Below are 17,315 nucleotides of genomic sequence, written 5' to 3'. Positions count from 1 at the left end.
CTTGCTCAAGACGACAGGCTTTGGCGGCATCGACGCCGCCAAAGGTCCCGCGACGGTTGGCGGGCAGGGACCAGGCGAGATGGTCGTTGTGCATGGCCTTCAACAAAACAGCCTGCAAACTCTCTGGCGCGGTGCGCTTACCGCTTGCGGCATGGATGCCGCATCGAGCTTCCACGCACGGATTCACGGCGTGTCCCGTGAGCGGTGAGGGTACCGCGCACTTGGCTAACCAAGCCTTTGCCTGCATCTAAACGACGTAGCGACTCGATGACTTGGTTGTCCCGAAGTGCCTGGTCGGCGCGGGTAGATTCGTTGTAGAACGGCTGCTCTGCGGCTTGGCTGCATGGTCCTTGCCCGCCCACCATCGCGGGACACGCCGTGAATCCGTCCATGGAGGCTCTTACGCGGCATCCATGCCGCGTAAGGTCCCGCGACGGTGGGCGGGCAAGGACCTCTCGGGATGGTCGGGGTGCATGGTTTTTCAACAAGGCAACCAGCGGATTCTCTGGTGCGGTGAGGATACTGCTCTCGAACAACGTAGCTCGGGATCATCCGCATCACGTCAACAGCGGCTGTCAAAACGACTGCGCGGCCCGTGCTCGGTGCGGCACGTGCTACGCGTCCAACCCGGTCTCTGCGTGCTATCCACATCCATCCGGCGACCGCGCGTTAGGTCTTGTCAGCCGTTCTGAATCGAGCCAGGCACGTTGTGCACGGCCTCAGCGCGGCTCGGCCACGATCAACCAATTATTGAATGGCGTGTTGCCATACAGCGGCGCAAATGTTGCACGCAGACCGGCAGCATCCAGCTGTGCCTGCAGGCTGTCGCGGGTGGGATAGCTGCGCGGCATACGCTGCATCCAGCCGCTCAGATGCGCCAGCACGTCGGTCACCCGGCTGGTGCGGCCACGGCTGCTGGCATCGCCCAATGCGCTGCGGATCACCAGCTTCGCGCCCGGCGTCAGCATCTGCGCCACGCTGCGCAGCAGGCTGGCCTGCATGTCTTCCTGCAGATATTGCAGCACGTCCAGAATGGTCACGCTGCCGCGGTGTTGCGGCCATGCCACGCTCAGATCGACCACGGCGAACTGCGTATTGCCCAATGCCGAGCGCTGCGCGATGTGTTGCGCGCGGCGGATCTTGGACGCGTCCACATCCACCCCGTGATACGCCAATGCCTGGCCATCGGCACGCAACGCATGCGCGAGCAGGCCCAGCCCGCAGCCCAGATCCAGCACGGGCGCAGTGGTGCTGCGCAATTCGGCCAGCACGCCCGGATACAGGGGATCAGTGCGCAGCTTGGCCTGGGTGTAATAATAGTCGTAGCGATTGCCCAGCGGATGCGGCGGCAGAAACGCGCGCGCGATCGCCAGCGCCTGCGCGCGGCTCATGGGTTGGGTGGCGGTGCTGTGCAATGTCGTTCCTTGGCAATGAGGCGTGTTGCGCGGCTAGCTTAGAGCATCGCGCGCCGCTGGCAGTGCCAATGCGGTCCAGCGTGCATACATGGCGCCGGAGGGGTGCAGGCCATCGTCGACCAGCATGTCGGCAGCATCGCCGCCATCGCGGCTGGTGGCGGTGATGTCGACAAAGCGCACCGCGCGTGCGGCGCAGCGTTCGGCGGCCACGCTGTTGAAGGCATCGATCTGTGCACCGATCAATGCCGCATCTCCGCCTTGCGCATGCGCAAACGGGGTCAACCCCCAATCGGGAATCGACAGCACGAACACGCGTGCCGCAAGCCCGCCGGCGAACCCGATTGCACGCTGCAACAACGCATCGAACTGGCTGCGGTACTCGTCCAGCGAGCGCCCGCGGTACTGGTTGTTGACGCCGATCAGCAGGCTGACCAGCTCGAACGGCCCTTGCGGCGCGGCCGCATCGAGACCGGCCTGCAGTTCGTCGGTGGTCCAGCCGGTGGTGGCGATGATCTGCGGAGGCGCCACATTCCACCCGTGGGCACGCAGGCCATCGACCAATTGCACCGGCCAGCGCTGCGCAGGGGCGACGCCTTCGCCAATGGTGTACGAGTCGCCCAGCGCCAGATAGCGCAGTGGCGTGCCGGGCGCCGCCATCAAGCGACGCTGCGCGACTTGAGTGGCACCACCTTGGTCACCGCCTCCGCACGGCGGGCCAGTGCGCGGTCGATGCGCGCGAATACATCGCGCATGACGCTGGCTTCCGGCATCAGGGTCACGCGGAAGTGATGGCGGTACGGCACGTTGAAGCTGGAGCCGGGCACCACCAGCACGCCTTCCTCGTTCATCAGGTCCAGCGCAAACTCATGATCGTCGAAATTGCGCGCGGCCGCACCGACCACCGCCGGGAATGCGTACAGCGCCCCGGCCGGCGCCACCAGCGACAGATGCTCACTGGCCGCACAGGCCTCGATCACCGCACGGCGGGTTTCGTACAAACGCCCACCCGGCGCGCACAGCGCCGAGATGGTGTCCGGGCCGTTCACTGCCGCATCGATGGCGTACTGGCCCGGCACGTTGGCGCACAGGCGCAGCGCGCCGAGCAGATCCATAGCATTGCGCAGGTCGTTGATGCGCGACTGCTCGCCCGACAGCAGCGCCCAGCCCACCCGCCAGCCACAGGCGCGATGCACCTTGCTCAGCCCGCTGAAGGTGATGCACGGATGCGCACCGGCCAGCGGCGCCACCGGCACGAAGGCCGCGCCTTCGTACAGCACCTGGTCGTAGATCTCATCGACCATCAGCAACAGGTTGTGCTTGGTCGCAATCGCCACGATGCGCTCCAGCAACTCGCGCGAGTAACTGGCGCCGCTGGGGTTGTTGGGATTGATCAGCACGATGGCGCGGGTGCGCGAGGACACCAGCGTCTCGATCTCCACCGGATCCGGCTGGAAGCCGTTTTCCGGCGCGCAGCGGTAATACACCGGGCGGCCATCGTTGAGGATGGTGGCCGCCGACCATAGCGGGTAGTCGGGCGAGGGCACCAGTACTTCGTCGCCGGGGTTGAGCAGGGCGCGCAGCGACAGGTCGATCAGCTCGCTGACGCCGTTACCGACGAAGATACGCTCCGGGTGCGCATTGGGGTGCTGGCGCCGCGCATACGCGGTGGCGATCGCCTCGCGCGCTTCCGGCAGGCCCTGCTGATGGGTGTAGGGATCGGTACGGCCCATGTCGTCGGCAATTGCGCGCTGCAGATGCTCCGGCGCACGGAACCCGAAGGCGCCCGGGTTGCCGATATTGAGCTTGATCAGCTTGCGGCCCTGCGCCTCCAGCTCCCGCGCTCGTCGCGCCAGCTCGCCCCGGATCTCGTAGCGGACTTCGGACAGACGCTCGCGGATGGCGAGCGGCTTTTGCGGGGCAGTGGACATGCGACGGGCCGGTTGTAGGCGTGAGGCTTGGCATGGTAGCGGAAATAGGACAGGCGGGCATGCTTGCATCGGCAACGATGTCAAGGGGCGCTTCAGCCCGCGCGCAAGGCCCGATTGCACAAGCCACTGCGTCCAGCCAGCTAGAATCGCCCGATGAGCGACACATCCCCCAGCTACCCCACCCTCCAATCCATCGGCTGGCCCTGGCCCGGGCCGCCGGAAGAAGCGGCCTGGCAGGCGGTGTTTGCCGCGCATCCGCAGGCGTTGCCGGCGCGGGTGGTGGAGCAGCATCGCACCGGCTATGTGGTGGCCGATACGCCGGAGGCCAGCCTCAAGGCCGAATCGTTGCCGGAGTGGCAGCGGCCGCGGTTCCCGAGCCATGAGCGGGCGGCGGTGGGCGATTGGGTGCTGATGGAGGGCAAGCGCATCGTGGCGTTGCTGCCGCGGCGCACCTCGATCAAGCGCGGGGCGGCCGGCGAGCATTACCACCAGCAAGTGATCGCGGCCAATATCGATACGGTGTTCATCGTGTGCGGGCTGGATGCGGACTTCAATCCGCGCCGCATCGAGCGCTATCTGCTGCTGGTCGGCGGCGGCGGTGCCGAGCCGGTGGTGGTGCTGACCAAGGCCGACCAGACCGAATACGCCGAGGATGCGTTGGCGGTGCTGGAGGAGCTGGAGGCGCAGAACATCCCGCTGCTTGCGGTCAATGCCAAGGATCCGGAAAGCGTGGCGGCGCTGCGGCCGTGGCTGGGCGATGGCCGCACCGCAGTGCTGGTGGGCTCGTCCGGTGCGGGCAAGTCGACGCTGACCAACACCTTGCTCGGCACGCAGAAGATGAAGACCAATGCGGTGCGCGAAAACGATTCGCGCGGCCGCCATACCACCACCCATCGCGCCTTGATTCCGTTGCCGTCCGGTGCCTGCCTGATCGATACGCCCGGCATGCGCGAGCTCAAGCCGACCGGCGAGGAAGATCTTGCCGAAGGCGGCTTCTCGGATGTGGAGGCGTTGGCGGCGCAGTGCCGCTTCAACGATTGCGCGCATATTGCCGAGCCCGGTTGTGCGGTGCGTGCGGCGATCGAGGCCGATACGCTGGATCCGGAGCGCGTTGCCAACTACATGAAGCTGCGTGTGGAAGTGGCCAGCGCGGCCGAAAAACTCGCCACCCGGGTTGCGCAGAACAATCGCGGCAAGGGCTCGGGCAAGCGGCCGGCCAGCGTCGATCGTCCCGGACGGCGCTGATGCCGGCGCGCAAGGGGCCGCCGGACATCGTCCATCACGCGGCGCTGGATGCGCGCCTGGTCAAGGCGGTGCGCGGTGTGCGCCTGCTCGCCCTGGCGAGCTGGCCGCGTGCGTTGCAGGAGCCGTTCCTGCAGAGCGTGGCGCGCGGGCAGCCGGAGCTGCCGCAGGTGGAGTACCCGGCGCTGGATTTCGGCGATACCCGGCGCGAGCTGGCGGCGATCGCCAAGCAGGCCGATCCGCATCACCCGTTGGGCGCCTACCTGATCGACTCGACGCACAGCTGGGGCCTGGCTGCCGGCCTGCTGGAATCGCTGGGCACCCCGGCAGTGAGCGATTACTCGGCGCAGCTGTTCGGTGTGCCGGACGATCCGATGCCGGGCAATGGCCCGAGCACGCGCGAGGCGGCGCGGCATTTCATTCAGATCGCGCAGGAGCTGGACCGCGAACTGCTGGCGCCGGAAGAGCAGGTGCCGGTGTCGGCAACCGCATTACGCATGCAATTGCAGAACGATCTGGATGCGTTTTTCGAAGGCCGCGTCATCACCGTCACGCTCGATCCGGATCTGCTCGCCAAGGCTGCGGCAGGCGCGCACCGGATCCGTTTGCGCAGCGGTGCCACCTTCAGCGATTACGACCGCGCGCAGCTGTACCATCACGAAGCCCTGGTGCATTCGCTCACCGCGCTCAACGGGCGCGCGCAGGTGCATCTACCCAGCCTGGGCATTTCCTCGCCGCGCACCACCGCCACCCAGGAAGGCCTGGCGACGTTTGCCGAGCAGATCACCGGCAGCATCGATATCGAACGCATGAAGCGCATCAGCCTGCGCATCGAAGCGATTGCGATGGCGCGCGCGGGCGCCGACTTCATCGAGGTGTTCCGTTATTTCACCGTCAGCGGGCAGAGCGCAACCGAGAGTTTTTCGTCGGCGCAACGCGTGTTTCGCGGCGTGCCCACTGCAGGCGGCGGTGCGTTTACCAAGGACACCGTATACCTGCGCGGCCTGGTCGCCGTGCACACCTTTTTCCGGCATGCCTTGCAGCGCGACCAGCTGCAGCTGTGTCGCTATCTGTTCGCCGGCAAGATGGCGCTTGGCGACGTGGCGCGCTTTGCGCCCTTGTTCGATAGCGGCGTGCTGGTGGCACCGCGCTGGCTGCCGCCGTGGGTGAGCCGGGTCAGCGGGCTGGCCGGCATGCTGGCGTTTTCGTTGTTCGCCAATCGCATCCGCATGGATCAGTTGCAGCCGCCGGCAATGAATGTCTGAGATGACACACTGCGTTCGATGCGTGCATGTGCGCGATCACATGGTGATCGCGTCGGTGAACCTGCGCATGCAAACCCGTGCTGCCTACACGAGGTTGCAACGAGCCGGACTGCACACTGCACGCCTCGCCCGATCCGGGCTACAACACGAGGCAATGCGATGAAAATCTTGATGGTGCTCACGTCTCACGACCAGCTGGGCGATACCGGCAAGAAGACCGGCTTCTGGCTGGAAGAATTCGCCGCGCCGTACTACGTTTTCAAGGACGCCGGTGCCGACATCACCGTGGTCTCGCCCAAGGGCGGCCAGCCGCCGCTGGACCCGAAGAGCGACGAGCCCGATGCGCAGACCGAAGCCACCAAGCGCTTCAAGCAGGATGCCGATGCGCAGAAGGTGCTGGCCACCACGCACCGTCTTGCCGATGTCAAGGCCGAGGATTTCGATGCGCTGTTCTACCCGGGCGGTCATGGCCCGTTGTGGGATCTGGCCGAAGACAAGCAGTCGATCGCGCTGATCGAAGCCTTTGCCGCAGCCGACAAGCCACACGGCCTGGTCTGCCACGCGCCAGGCGCACTGCGTCACGTCAAGGGCAGCGATGGCAAGCCGCTGGTCAACGGCCGGCGCGTGACCGGCTTCACCAATGGCGAAGAAGAGGCGGTCGGTCTGACCAAGATCGTGCCGTTCCTGGTCGAAGACGTGCTCACCGAACTCGGTGGAAAGTACGAGAAGAAAGCCGATTGGGCGGTGCATGTGATTACCGATGGCACCTTGGTGACCGGCCAGAATCCGGCCTCATCGGAAAAGACCGCGCAGACCTTGCTCACGCTGTTGAAGGGCTGAGCGAGAGCGGCCAGGAAAGATGGCGGGCAGTTGTCAGGCGTGGACGTCGTGCAGGAGCTTGCACATACGAGTGGTACATGTCGATTCCGAGCACTGCCCGCGTGAACTTGGCCGCTGCGCAATAGGCTTGTTGGCCGCTCTTGGCGATTGAAACGTTGTTGAAGCACTGAGATTAGTGGTTGGCGTACTTGCAGCAGTGCATCGCGGATGCGTGTGGCTGCTGCAGCTTCGAGCTTGATCGCGTCAGTATGGCTGCCAAGTGATCGGTTCAGTAAGGCCGCCCAGTGATCGATACGGAATCGGCAGGTTACCCATCATGGGCGCGCATCGTGGGCGGCCCAGCCAGTCCCGCGCAAGCCACTCTCGCGCCGTAGAGCGAGCACGCTTGGCGCCACTGCAGTAACGCGAACGCGTTACCGCCACCTCCTCTCCCGTCGGGAGAAGGGTTGGGGTTAAGGGGCAGTCGACGCACCGACCAAGATCCCGCACCCGCTTCGCTCAGGCAAAACGCTCCAATCAGCTCCTGCATTGCAGGCAGCGCGGGATGCAGGTCATCGACCGACACCCTGCACCTACCTCTCTCAGTCGATACGCTCCAGCCAGCGCACCGCATACCCCGGCAACGCCAGGCGCAGGTCATCGCCCAGCGGCTGTGTCACCGCATCTGGCAGGTCTGCCAATACCTGCCACCGCCCACTCAGCCTGCCTGCAAGTACTACATCGAGCGCTTGTGCGCTGAAGTTGTGGACGGCAATAAAGCGACTGCCGCGCGTCAGCGCAAACAATTGCGGGGTGTCCAACGCCACACTGCCCAACGATTGATCCGACGCAAGCGCCGGTAATGCGGCGCGTTGCTGGATCAATGCGTGCAAACGTTGGTAGACCTGTCCGCTCACGCTGCTGCTGTCGTGGCGCTGCGCTGCGCATTGCCAGTCCATCGCCGGGCGATGCAACCAGCGGCCTTCGTGCTGGCGCTCCATATCCAGCCGGTAGCTGAGGTCGTTGGGTAATGCGAGTTCGTCGCCCATGTAGATCAGCGGCACGCCCGGCATCGCCAGGGCGATGGCATAGAGCAGCACCAATCGATCCACTGCGCTGCGCAACGCCGCTGCATCGCCGGTCTCCTGCGCCGCCTGGATGCCGGCGAGTGCGGCGGCCATGCCGTTGGTGCCGTGCACGCCGTCGCCGCTGCTCTGGAAACTCTCGCCGCGTGCGTAACTGCCGGGCGATTCGTTGGCGTAGAAGCGCGCCACGTCGCGCAACGAGAAGGGCGGCTGCACGGCGTTGCCTGCCGCTTCGTGCTGCAACACATTCCAGCCGATGTCGTCGTGGCAGCGCACATAGCTCAGCCACGCGCAGTTGGCCGGCAGTGGCGGGCTATGCGCGATGACGTTGTGCAGGATGTCGCCGCGTTGCAGCGCCAGGGCCGACCATCCGGCCGCCATCAGCGTGCTGTGATACGCCAGATGGCATTCGTGGCCCTGGTCTGCGCCGCTGCCGAAGTAGGGAGGCAGGTCGGCCATCGGCACGATGGCCTCGGCCTTCATCGCTACCGACGGCGCAACGATGTCGGCAACCGCACGCAGCGCGACCAGCAAGGTATGCGCTTCGGGCTGGTTCATGCAGTCGGTGCCGGTGCGCTTCCATAGATAGGCGGTGGAATCCAGACGGAACGCTTCCACCCCCAGGTTGGCCAGCTGCAGCATCGCCAACGCCATCTCGCCGAACACCGCCGGGTTGCTCCAGTTCAAATCCCATTGGTAGGGATAGAACGTGGTCCACATCCATTGCGCGGCTTCTTCCACCCAGGTGAAATTGCCCGGTGCGGTATGCGGAAACACCTGCCCCAGCGTTGTTTCGTACTGATCGGGCAGGCTGCGGTCGGCGAAGTGGTGGTAGTAATCCAGATAGCGTGCATCGCCTGCGCGTGCAGCCCTTGCCCAGGCGTGATCGTCTGCGGTGTGGTTGAGCACGAAGTCCGCACACAGACTGATGCCGGATGCGCGCAGTCGCGTGGTCAGGGCGACCAGGTCGTCGTTGCTGCCCAGGCTGGGCTCGACCTGGCCATAGTCGCTGACCGCGAAGCCGCCGTCGTTGTCGCCGGCGCGTGCGCGCAGGAACGGCAGCAGGTGCAGGTAGCGCACGCCCAGCTCCTGCAGATACGGCACGCGTTCGGCCACGCCCTGCAAGGTGCCGGCAAAGCGGTCCACGTAGGCGCTGTAGCCCAGCATGTGCTGTGCGCCGAACCAGCCGGGCTTGCGGGTGGCATCGAGCTGTTGCAATGCGTGCGGACGTTGTTGCGCGCTGCTGCCGAGGGCGGCCAGCCACTGCGTCAGCCACGCCGCGTAATCGGGACGTTGCCCATACAGCGACTGCAGCGCATGCAGCAGGCGCGGTGCGTGTCGGTCGAAACGCGTCAGCAACGCGGTGGCGCGCTGTGCATCCAGCGACGCGGCAAAGGCCGCGCGCAGAGCGGTGGAATCGGTGAGGGAGGTGCTCATTGGAGGCCGCCGGGCCCGGGCCCGGCGCGGGGTCCTTAGAAGTCGTAACGCAAGCTGAGGCTGGTGGTGCGGCCGGCAATCGAGCGCGCGCGGATGATGCCGTTGGCCGGAATCGTGGCTTCTTCGGCTTCGGTCAGACCAAACGTGTTGAACAGGTTGTTGACGTTGAGCGCAACGGTAAGCGAATCGGTCACGCGGTAGTCGCCGAACAGGTTGACCTGCGTGTAGCCGGGCATCTTCAGCTGGTTGGAATCCTGCGTATAGGCGTCGGTGGTGCCGATCAGATTCACGCCGAACTGGTAGCCGTCGCCGCGATAGCTCGGGGTGAGCTGCCAGACGACATCGGCCTGGCGACGCGGCACATTGCCGGTGTTTTCCGGGGTGATCTGGTCGCGGGAAATCTCCGCATCGGTCCAGGTCAGGCCACCGTTGACGGTAAAGCCCTGGTAGCGGTAGCTGGCTTCCAGCTCCACGCCATGGGCTTCGTAGCTGCGGTTGAAGAAGCGCTGGCTGGTGACTTCGAAGTTCTGCTCCTGGGTGCGTGCGGAGAACGCGGTGGCGAACAGGCTCAGCCCGTCGCGACGCCACTTCAGGCCGGCTTCGGCCTGGCGGACCACGTTGACGCCTTCGTCGGAAGAGACCGAGCCGTCGTCGCGCACCACGCCGAACAGCAGGCGGTCGGCATTGGCGCGTGCGCCGCGGCTGATGCGTGCGAAGGCGCCCAGGTCATCGTTGATCAGATAATTGGTCCCCAACGAATACGACAGGTAGTTCCAGTCGTAGTTCACCGGGCGTGCGTTGGCGGTGTCGACCGTGGCCACGCGTTGTTCCACCGGCTGGATCACGCCGTCGCCGTTGACGTCCAGGTTCTGCGCGATCGCGGTGCCGCTATAGCTGCCACGCGCATCGCCCATGTCGTAACGCAGGCTGCCGTCGATGCTGAACTTGCCGCTGTCGAAGGTGAGGGCGAGGTACGGCGCGTTGACGTCGTAGCGCACGTCGTAGCTGCGGGTGATGCAGCAATCGCCCCAGAATGGCGTGCCATACGCATACAAACCGTTCTGCGAGCGCGACACGCCGGCCGCGTCGACCACGTTGAGCAGGCGCAAGTCGCGGCCCAGGCTCTGCACGTAGGAGTTCCAGGTCCAGTCCATGTCGATGGTCTGGCGCGAGCTGTAATAGCCCATGCGCAGATTCAGCGTGCGGCCGTCGCCATCGAACTCGCGCGAGAGGCTGAGGTCGTTGGTGACGTTGCCCAGATCGTTGATGGCGACATTGAACAGATGCGTGCGGATGGCGGTACCGGTGTAGGCCTGGCCGGCATTGGGGCCACCGGCTTCCACCAGTTGCGCGCCGGCACCGCCGATGGACGACGCCAGCGAGGCGGCATCGGTGACTTCGGCCGGGAACGGGCTGACGAAGCGGCCGCTGTTGTCGGCGACGCGGAATTTCTCGCTCAGGTTCCAGCCACTGCCCAGGTCGAACCAGGCTTCGGCGCCGATGGTGCGCGAGATCGGATGCATGCCGTCGCCCAGGTCGGTGCGGCGCGGCCGGTTGTTGCCATCCAGGCCGGCATCGGTGCGGAAATTGCGGCTGTACAACGTGTCGTTGCCCGGATCGAAACCGGGGAAGCCGCCCAGGTCCGGCGAGCCGTCGCGGCCACGCACCGAGGTGGGAACCGGCAGATAGCCGGCGGCGCGGTCGTTGAGGTATTTGCCGTACACACGCACGTAGCCGTTCTCGAACAGGCGGGTGAGGTTGGCCTTGAGCTGGCCGCCCTTGTCGGTGGTGTAGCCGGCATCGCGCACGCCGTCGCCCTGGCGGAAGAAGCCGCCGATATTGAACTGCCAGTGCTCGGCGAATGGCGCGCCGTAATTGAAGTCGATGCGGGTGTTGTCGTAGTCCAGGCCGCGACTGACGCCGACGCTGCCACCTGCGGTGTCGCCGGTCTTGCTGATGAAGTTGATGATGCCGCCGGGCGCATTGCTGGTGAACGTCGAGGCCGAGCCGCCGCGGATGGCTTCGATGCGATCCATTGTGAAATCCGAGCGCAGGAAGATATCGGCGTTACCGAAGGCGATATCGCCGAACTCCATCACCGGCAGGCCGTCTTCCTGCAGCTGCAGGAACTTGGCGCCACCGGAGGCCACCGGCAGACCGCGCACGGCGATGTTGGCGTTGCCTTCGCCGCCGCTGGATTCGGAGCGGATGCCGGGGATGTTGCGGAAGATCTCGGCAGTGCTGCGCGGCGCCGACTGCTCGATCGCCTCGGCGCCCACGGTGCTGACCGACACGCTGGACTTCAACTTGGTGGTGGCGGTGGAGGTGCCGGTGACGAACACCGAATCCAGATTGACCGCGGCGCTGTCGGCGGCCGGCGGAGCGGCAGGTGCGGCGGCGGTGTCCTGAGCCAGCGCGGCAGGCGCGCACAGGCAGGAAACGACCGCACAGGCCAGGGCATGCAGGCGCAGGGTGTGCAAGGTGGACATCGCGATTCTCTCTCTCACAGGTGGTGGTATGCCGACGCCTGCATCGTCCCCTCCCAGGGGCCGGCCATCTGGCCTGCAGTGCGAGCGCAGTAATACGCCGCACTACAATCGATTGCAATCCTGCACCGCAGCATTTCAAGCGAAGCAATAAAGTCACGATCCTAGTGCAAGCAGTTTGTTGCGGCGCAGCGTTACAATCGATTGCATAACCGGCAGGGTACAGTGCGCTGCGGCCACTGGGAGCCGCACCGATGCCCTGGGCCCCGCATGCCGTCGACCGCTCCTCCGCTCTCTTTCGCGCGCATCCTGGCGCTCAATGCCGGTTTCTTCGGTGTGCAATACAGCTTCGGGTTGCAGCAGAGCAACATGAGCCCGATCTACAACTACCTGGGCGCCGATCACGCCAGCCTGCCGTATCTGTGGTTGGCCGGGCCGATCACCGGGCTGGTGCTGCAGCCATTCGTCGGTGCGTGGAGCGACCGCTCGGTGACCCGCTGGGGCCGCCGCATGCCGTACATGGTGCTGGGTGCGCTGGTCTGCAGCCTGTGCCTGCTGGCGATGCCGTTCAGTACGGCGTTGTGGATGGCGGTGTGCCTGCTGTGGGTCCTGGATGCGGCCAACAACGTGGCGATGGAGCCCTATCGTGCGCTGGTCAGCGATGTGCTCTCGCCACCGCAGCGGCCACGCGGGTATCTCACCCAAAGCGCGTTCACCGGCCTGGCGCAGACGCTGGCGTACCTGACCCCGCCGCTGCTGGTGTGGTTCGGCATGAATCAGGACGCCGCCAACGCGCACCATATTCCCTACGTCACCATTGCCGCGTTCGTGATCGGCGCGGGGTTTTCGGCCGCCTCCATCCTGCTGACCGCGCGCAGCGTGCGCGAGCCGGTCATCCCGCCGGCCGAGATCGCGCGCATGCGTCAGCGCGGTGCCGGCCTGGGCGCAACCGTGCGCGAAATCGTCGGCGCGTTGCGCGCGATGCCGCCCACCATGCGTCAGCTGGCGCCGGTGATGTTGTTCCAGTGGTATGGGATTTTCTGCTACTGGCAATACATCGTGCTGTCGTTGTCGACCACCTTGTTCGGCACCACCGACGCCACCTCGCACGGCTTCCGTCAGGCCGGTCTGGTCAATGGGCAGATCGGCGGGTTCTACAATTTCATCGCGTTTCTGGCGGCATTTGCGATGGTGCCGGTGGTGCGCCGCTTCGGCCCCAAATACACGCATGCAGCCTGTCTGCTGGCCGCCGGCGTCGGTATGTGGGTGTTGCCGGGCATCGAGAACCGCTGGTTGTTGCTGCTGCCGATGATCGGGATTGGCCTGGCCTGGGCCAGCATGATGGGCAATCCGTATCTGATGCTCGCCGACAGCATCCCGCCCGAACGCACCGGCGTGTACATGGGATTGTTCAACCTGTTCATCGTGCTGCCGATGCTGATCCAGATCGTCACCCTGCCGCTGTATTACGAGCGGTTGCTGCACGGCGACCCGCGCAACGTGATCCGCCTGGCCGGCGCGCTGATGCTGGCCGCCGCAGTGGCGATGGTGTGCGTGCGCGTCCACAAGTCGAAAGTGATCCTGGCAGATTCGTAGGACTAGCTGGCTGACATCGCCGGCTGCCGAAGATGCGAGACGTGCATGCCTGCCTGGTTGCCTGGGTTGCCGATTACGGTGGACCGACTGGCCGCCCGCCCCCCTCATCCGCCATTCGGGCACCTTCTCCCGCAGGCGGGAGAAGGAAGCGGGCTGCCGGCCGGTATCTCCTGATCCTTAATCGCAATCCCGAATCCCCGCCTCACGCCTCACGCCGACTCACGCACCACCAGCTTCACCGGCATCTCCACCGACTCGACGGCTTCGCCTGCGATCAGCGCCAGCAGCCGGTCCACCAGCAAGCGCGCGGCCAGGCCCAGATCCTGCCGCACCGTGGTCAGCGGTGGCTGGCTGTAGGCGGCCAGTGGAATATCGTCGAAGCCCACCAGCGAGATGTCCTGCGGCACGCGGTGGCCGGCTTCGACCAGGGCGCGGATGGCGCCCACGGCGATCACGTCGGAGGCCGCAAACAGGCCATCCGGTGGGTCGGTCTTCTTGAGCATGGCGCGGGTGAGGCGGTAGGCATCTTCGCTGACGAAATGACTGCGCGCATGCAGGCGGGTGTCGAATTCCAGTCCATGCCGCTCCAGGGCGTGACGGTAGCCGGCAAACCGCGGCGCCACTTCCGGCAACTGGTCGTCGCCCAGAAACGCAATGCGCTGGCGGCCGCTGGCGATCAGGTGTTCGGTGGCGAGCGCGCCGCCCTGGAAGTTGTCGCTGCCCACGCTGATGTAGGCCTGGCCATCGATACGGCTACCCCACACGGCCATCGGCAGGCCGTCGCGAGCGGCTTCGTCCAGTGCGGCATGTTCGGAACTTTGCCCGAGCACGATCACGCCATCGGAGCGGCTGCCGCGTGCGAGCTGCTCCACCCAGCCGTCCTGGTGCCGGTCCAGCTTGGACAGCAGCATGCTGTAGCCGCGCCCGGTGAGCTCTTCGGCCAGCAGCGCCAGCATGGTCATCAGGAACGGATCGGACAGCGGTTGATCCAGCGCGTGCATCATCGGCACCGCAACGCTCACGGTGTTGGAGCGCCTGGCGCGCAGGCTGCGTGCCACCGGGTCCACCTGATACCCGGCATCGGCGGCGATCTGCTTGATGTAGGCGCGGGTGCGCTCTGCCACCACCGGGCTGCCAGCCAAGGCGCGCGACACGGTGGACTCGGACACGCCCGCCATGCGGGCAATGTCGGCCATCTGCGGGCGTGCATTGGGCGTGGTGCGTTCTGGAGGTTTGGCCATGGCAGCGCACTGCGGAAAAGCCAGAGTGTAATCAGTTCGCACTAGAGGCGGGTTGTTTGCATAGTGGCGGTCGCTTGTGTGCAAAGGCGTTGCGCCATTGCGCACACGTGTCCTAGCGCTGCGATTGCGATTGCGTCCTGTGTGCCAGTCGGACGCGGCTGCCGGCTGGTGGCTCGCCGGGCAGCGGGACATCAGCAGCCAGGAGCGGCGAACACGAGTTCGCGAGCGGTTGGCAGATCGGGACGCAGCGTGCAGGACCACAGCGTGGTACCTGTCGATCGCGCACACGGCGCGGCAGTCGTTGGATCAATCGTTCCGCGCGATCCCGGCTGGCTTGCCGATGCATGCACGACAGTCGCTTGCAGCCAACGGCCGCTGTCAGCCCATGTACAGACCGCCGTTGACCGCGTAGTCGGCGCCCGTCACATAGGCCGCATCATCGGAGGCCAGCCATGCGCACAGGCCGGCGACTTCGACCGGCTTGCCCAGGCGGCGCACCGGCACCGAGGTGGCCAGGCGGTCCAGCACATCCGGCGGAAAACTGCTGATCGAGGCGCTGGCAATATAGCCGGGCGAAATGGTGTTGACGGTGACCCCGCGCGAGGCGACTTCCTGCGCCAGCGCACGGCTGAAGCCATGCATCGCAGCCTTGGCGGTGGCGAAGTTGATCTGCCCGATCTGGCCCTTGTGCGCGCTGACCGAGCCGATATTGACGATGCGTCCCCACCCGCGCGACGTCATGCCATCCACCACCTGCTTGGTGATGTTGAACAGCGAATGCAGGTTGCTGGCGATCACCGCATTCCAGTCGTCGCGCGTCATCTGCCGGAACAAGGTGTCGCGGCTGCCGCCGGCGTTGTTGACCAGGACATCGATCTCGCCGACTTCGGCCTTGACCTTGGCGAAGGCCGCCACCGTGGAATCCCAGTCGGCGGCATTGCCTTCGGAGGCGACGAAGTCGAAACCCTGCTCGCGTTGTTCGCGCAACCACGACGCCTTGCGCGGCGAATTGGGTCCGCAACCGGCAACCACGGTGTGCCCGCTGCGCGCGAGCTTCTGGCAGATCGCAGTACCGACGCTGCCCATGCCGCTGGTGACGTATGCGATGCGGAGAGTCATTGCTTGAACTCCTTCGGAGTTTGGGAATGGGGAATAGGGAGTGGGGAATCGGTAGGGCAGGAGCCGCCTTTGCGGTCTCCGGTCTCCCATGTGGAGTCAGTAATCGACACGACAGCACAGCGCCGCCCTTGCGATTCCCCACTCCCGATTCACCATTCCCGGCCGACGTCAGCGCGCCAACGGAAACAAGCCAAACAACAATCCGCCCGCCAGCATCAGCATCGAGATCAGCACCGCCCACTTCAGCGTGAAGCGTTGATGGTCGGCAAAGTCGACCTTGGCCAGGCCGACCAGCAGATAGGTCGAGGGCACCAAGGGGCTGAGCAGATGCACCGGCTGGCCGGCCAGCGAGGCGCGCGCCATTTCCACCGGGGTGATGCCGTAGTGGCCGGCGGCCTCGGACAGGATCGGCAACACGCCGAAGTAGAACGCGTCGTTGGACATGAAGAAGGTGAACGGCATGCTGACGATTGCCGTGATCACCGCCAGATACGGACCCCAGCTGTCCGGGATCACCGCGAGGAAGCTGCGTGACATCGCTTCGACCATGCCGGTATTGGACAGGATGCCGGTGAAGATACCGGCCGCGAAGATCAGCGACACCACCGACAGCACGTTGCCGGCGTGATTGACCAGCCGGCGACGCTGTTCGGCCAGGTTGGGATAGTTGATCATCAGCGCCAGCGCGAAGCCGATCATGAACAGCACCGGCATCGGCAGCACACCGATCACCAGTGCGGCCATCAGCGCCAGGGTCAGGATCAGATTGACCCACAGGAGTTTGGGCCGCTTCATGTCCTCGGTGTCTTCCACGCGCGGCAGCGCGTCGTTGTCCTCGGGAATGCTGGTGTCCAGCCAGTTGCCGTCGGCCGGCAGGCGCACCACGCCCAGGCGGCGGCGCTCGCGCATGCCCAGATACCATGCCAGCGCGATGATGCCGGCAATCGCCAGCAGCATCGCCGGCACCAGCGGTACGAACACGTCGGCCGGGTCCACATGCAACGCCGTCGCCGCACGTGCCGTGGGGCCGCCCCACGGGGTCAGATTCATCACGCCGCTGGCGAGGATGGTCACGCAGGTCAGGTTGAGCGCGTTCATGCCCAAGCGCTGGTACAGCGGCAGCATCGCCGAGACGGTGATCATGTAGGTGGTGGAGCCATCGCCGTCGAGCGAGATCAGCATCGCCAGGATCGCTGTGCCCATCACGATCTTCAGCGGATCGCCCTTGACCAGCCGCAGGATGCGGCCGACCAGCGGGTCGAACAGCCCGGCATCGATCATCACCCCGAAGTAGAGGATGGCGAACATCAACATCACCCCGGTGGGCGCGATCTTCTTGATGCCCTCGAGCATCATCTCGTTGATGCCGGAGCCGAAGCCGCCCAGCAGCGCGAACACGATCGGTACCGTGATCAGAGCCACCAGCGGCGACAGCCGCTTGCTCATGATCAGGTACATGAAGGTGATCACCATTCCGAAACCGAGCGCGGTCAGCATGCGGGCAAATCCTTTGGGACATACAGCAGGGAGAGGGTGGAGCGCACCGCTGCGCAGCACACGCTGCGGTGGTGTTGCGCAACTGCAAGAACGCCGTTCATTGCGTCACGACCGCAACGGCAAAGGCGGCGGCCTTCGTGCGTGCATGGTGACGGCGCTGCATCGCGGCGACGCATGCCGACATG

13 protein-coding genes are annotated in these 17,315 nt (G+C 65.5%); 5 read left to right on the top strand and 8 right to left on the bottom strand.

What is annotated here, in order from left to right; translation table 11 throughout:
• Position 1: 1 nt before the first annotated feature.
• Positions 2 to 208: a hypothetical protein gene (locus VZ068_RS17320; RefSeq protein WP_349655980.1), complete on the top strand. Its 207-nt coding sequence runs from the start codon at positions 2 to 4 to the stop codon at positions 206 to 208.
• Between the two features lie 511 nt (positions 209 to 719).
• Here VZ068_RS17320 and VZ068_RS17315 read toward each other — a convergent pair.
• From VZ068_RS17315 to VZ068_RS17305, 3 genes are read right to left on the bottom strand one after another with little or no spacing between them, the layout of a single operon-like run.
• The gene (locus tag VZ068_RS17315) at positions 720 to 1,391 is read right to left on the bottom strand and encodes a class I SAM-dependent methyltransferase (protein WP_259156974.1); all 672 of its coding nucleotides are present in this window, start codon (positions 1,389 to 1,391) and stop codon (positions 720 to 722) included.
• 57 nt (positions 1,392 to 1,448) lie between these two features.
• The gene (locus VZ068_RS17310; protein ID WP_259162982.1) at positions 1,449 to 2,072 is read right to left on the bottom strand and encodes an SGNH/GDSL hydrolase family protein; all 624 of its coding nucleotides are present in this window, start codon (positions 2,070 to 2,072) and stop codon (positions 1,449 to 1,451) included.
• Entirely contained in the window at positions 2,072 to 3,343 is a 1,272-nt protein-coding gene (locus VZ068_RS17305; protein ID WP_349655979.1) for a pyridoxal phosphate-dependent aminotransferase, read from the bottom strand. Before VZ068_RS17305 ends, VZ068_RS17310 begins: the two co-directional genes overlap by 1 nt.
• A gap of 153 nt (positions 3,344 to 3,496) precedes the next feature.
• Between VZ068_RS17305 and rsgA the strand changes: the two genes are divergently transcribed.
• The 3 genes from rsgA to VZ068_RS17290 all read left to right on the top strand — a co-directional run bounded on the left by rsgA (position 3,497) and on the right by VZ068_RS17290 (position 6,690).
• Entirely contained in the window at positions 3,497 to 4,588 is a 1,092-nt protein-coding gene (rsgA, locus tag VZ068_RS17300; RefSeq protein ID WP_259162978.1) for a ribosome small subunit-dependent GTPase A, read from the top strand.
• A complete protein-coding gene (locus tag VZ068_RS17295) occupies positions 4,588 to 5,850 on the top strand; it encodes a flavohemoglobin expression-modulating QEGLA motif protein (protein WP_349655978.1) in 1,263 nt (420 codons plus the stop codon). Before rsgA ends, VZ068_RS17295 begins: the two co-directional genes overlap by 1 nt.
• Positions 5,851 to 6,009: 159 nt before the next feature.
• On the top strand, positions 6,010 to 6,690 hold the full coding sequence (locus VZ068_RS17290) for a type 1 glutamine amidotransferase domain-containing protein (protein ID WP_259156436.1): 681 nt from the start codon (positions 6,010 to 6,012) through the stop codon (positions 6,688 to 6,690).
• 581 nt (positions 6,691 to 7,271) lie between these two features.
• Here the strand turns inward: VZ068_RS17290 and VZ068_RS17285 are convergent.
• Together VZ068_RS17285 and VZ068_RS17280 are read right to left on the bottom strand one after the other, a co-directional pair.
• On the bottom strand, positions 7,272 to 9,191 hold the full coding sequence (locus VZ068_RS17285; RefSeq protein WP_349655977.1) for an alpha-amylase family protein: 1,920 nt from the start codon (positions 9,189 to 9,191) through the stop codon (positions 7,272 to 7,274).
• A 35-nt stretch (positions 9,192 to 9,226) separates the two neighbouring features.
• Positions 9,227 to 11,680, bottom strand: a complete 2,454-nt coding sequence (locus VZ068_RS17280; protein WP_349655976.1) for a TonB-dependent receptor — start codon at positions 11,678 to 11,680, stop codon at positions 9,227 to 9,229.
• Between the two features lie 267 nt (positions 11,681 to 11,947).
• Here VZ068_RS17280 and VZ068_RS17275 point away from each other — a divergent pair, with 267 nt between their 5' ends.
• On the top strand, positions 11,948 to 13,273 hold the full coding sequence (locus VZ068_RS17275; RefSeq protein WP_349655975.1) for an MFS transporter: 1,326 nt from the start codon (positions 11,948 to 11,950) through the stop codon (positions 13,271 to 13,273).
• 209 nt (positions 13,274 to 13,482) lie between these two features.
• Here VZ068_RS17275 and VZ068_RS17270 read toward each other — a convergent pair whose 3' ends face one another.
• The 3 genes from VZ068_RS17270 to VZ068_RS17260 form a co-directional block, all read right to left on the bottom strand.
• A complete protein-coding gene (locus VZ068_RS17270; RefSeq protein ID WP_259162951.1) occupies positions 13,483 to 14,514 on the bottom strand; it encodes a LacI family DNA-binding transcriptional regulator in 1,032 nt (343 codons plus the stop codon).
• 378 nt (positions 14,515 to 14,892) lie between these two features.
• The gene (phbB, locus tag VZ068_RS17265; protein ID WP_046963242.1) at positions 14,893 to 15,633 is read right to left on the bottom strand and encodes an acetoacetyl-CoA reductase; all 741 of its coding nucleotides are present in this window, start codon (positions 15,631 to 15,633) and stop codon (positions 14,893 to 14,895) included.
• A gap of 168 nt (positions 15,634 to 15,801) precedes the next feature.
• Complete coding sequence (locus VZ068_RS17260; RefSeq protein WP_349655974.1) at positions 15,802 to 17,130, bottom strand: CitMHS family transporter; 1,329 nt, start codon at positions 17,128 to 17,130, stop codon at positions 15,802 to 15,804.
• Positions 17,131 to 17,315 lie beyond the last annotated feature (185 nt).

Origin of the sequence: Xanthomonas sp. 10-10 (assembly GCF_040182365.1) — a bacterium.
Taxonomy (GTDB): domain Bacteria; phylum Pseudomonadota; class Gammaproteobacteria; order Xanthomonadales; family Xanthomonadaceae; genus Xanthomonas; species Xanthomonas arboricola_F.
This window is presented reverse-complemented; position numbering and strand designations above follow the sequence as displayed.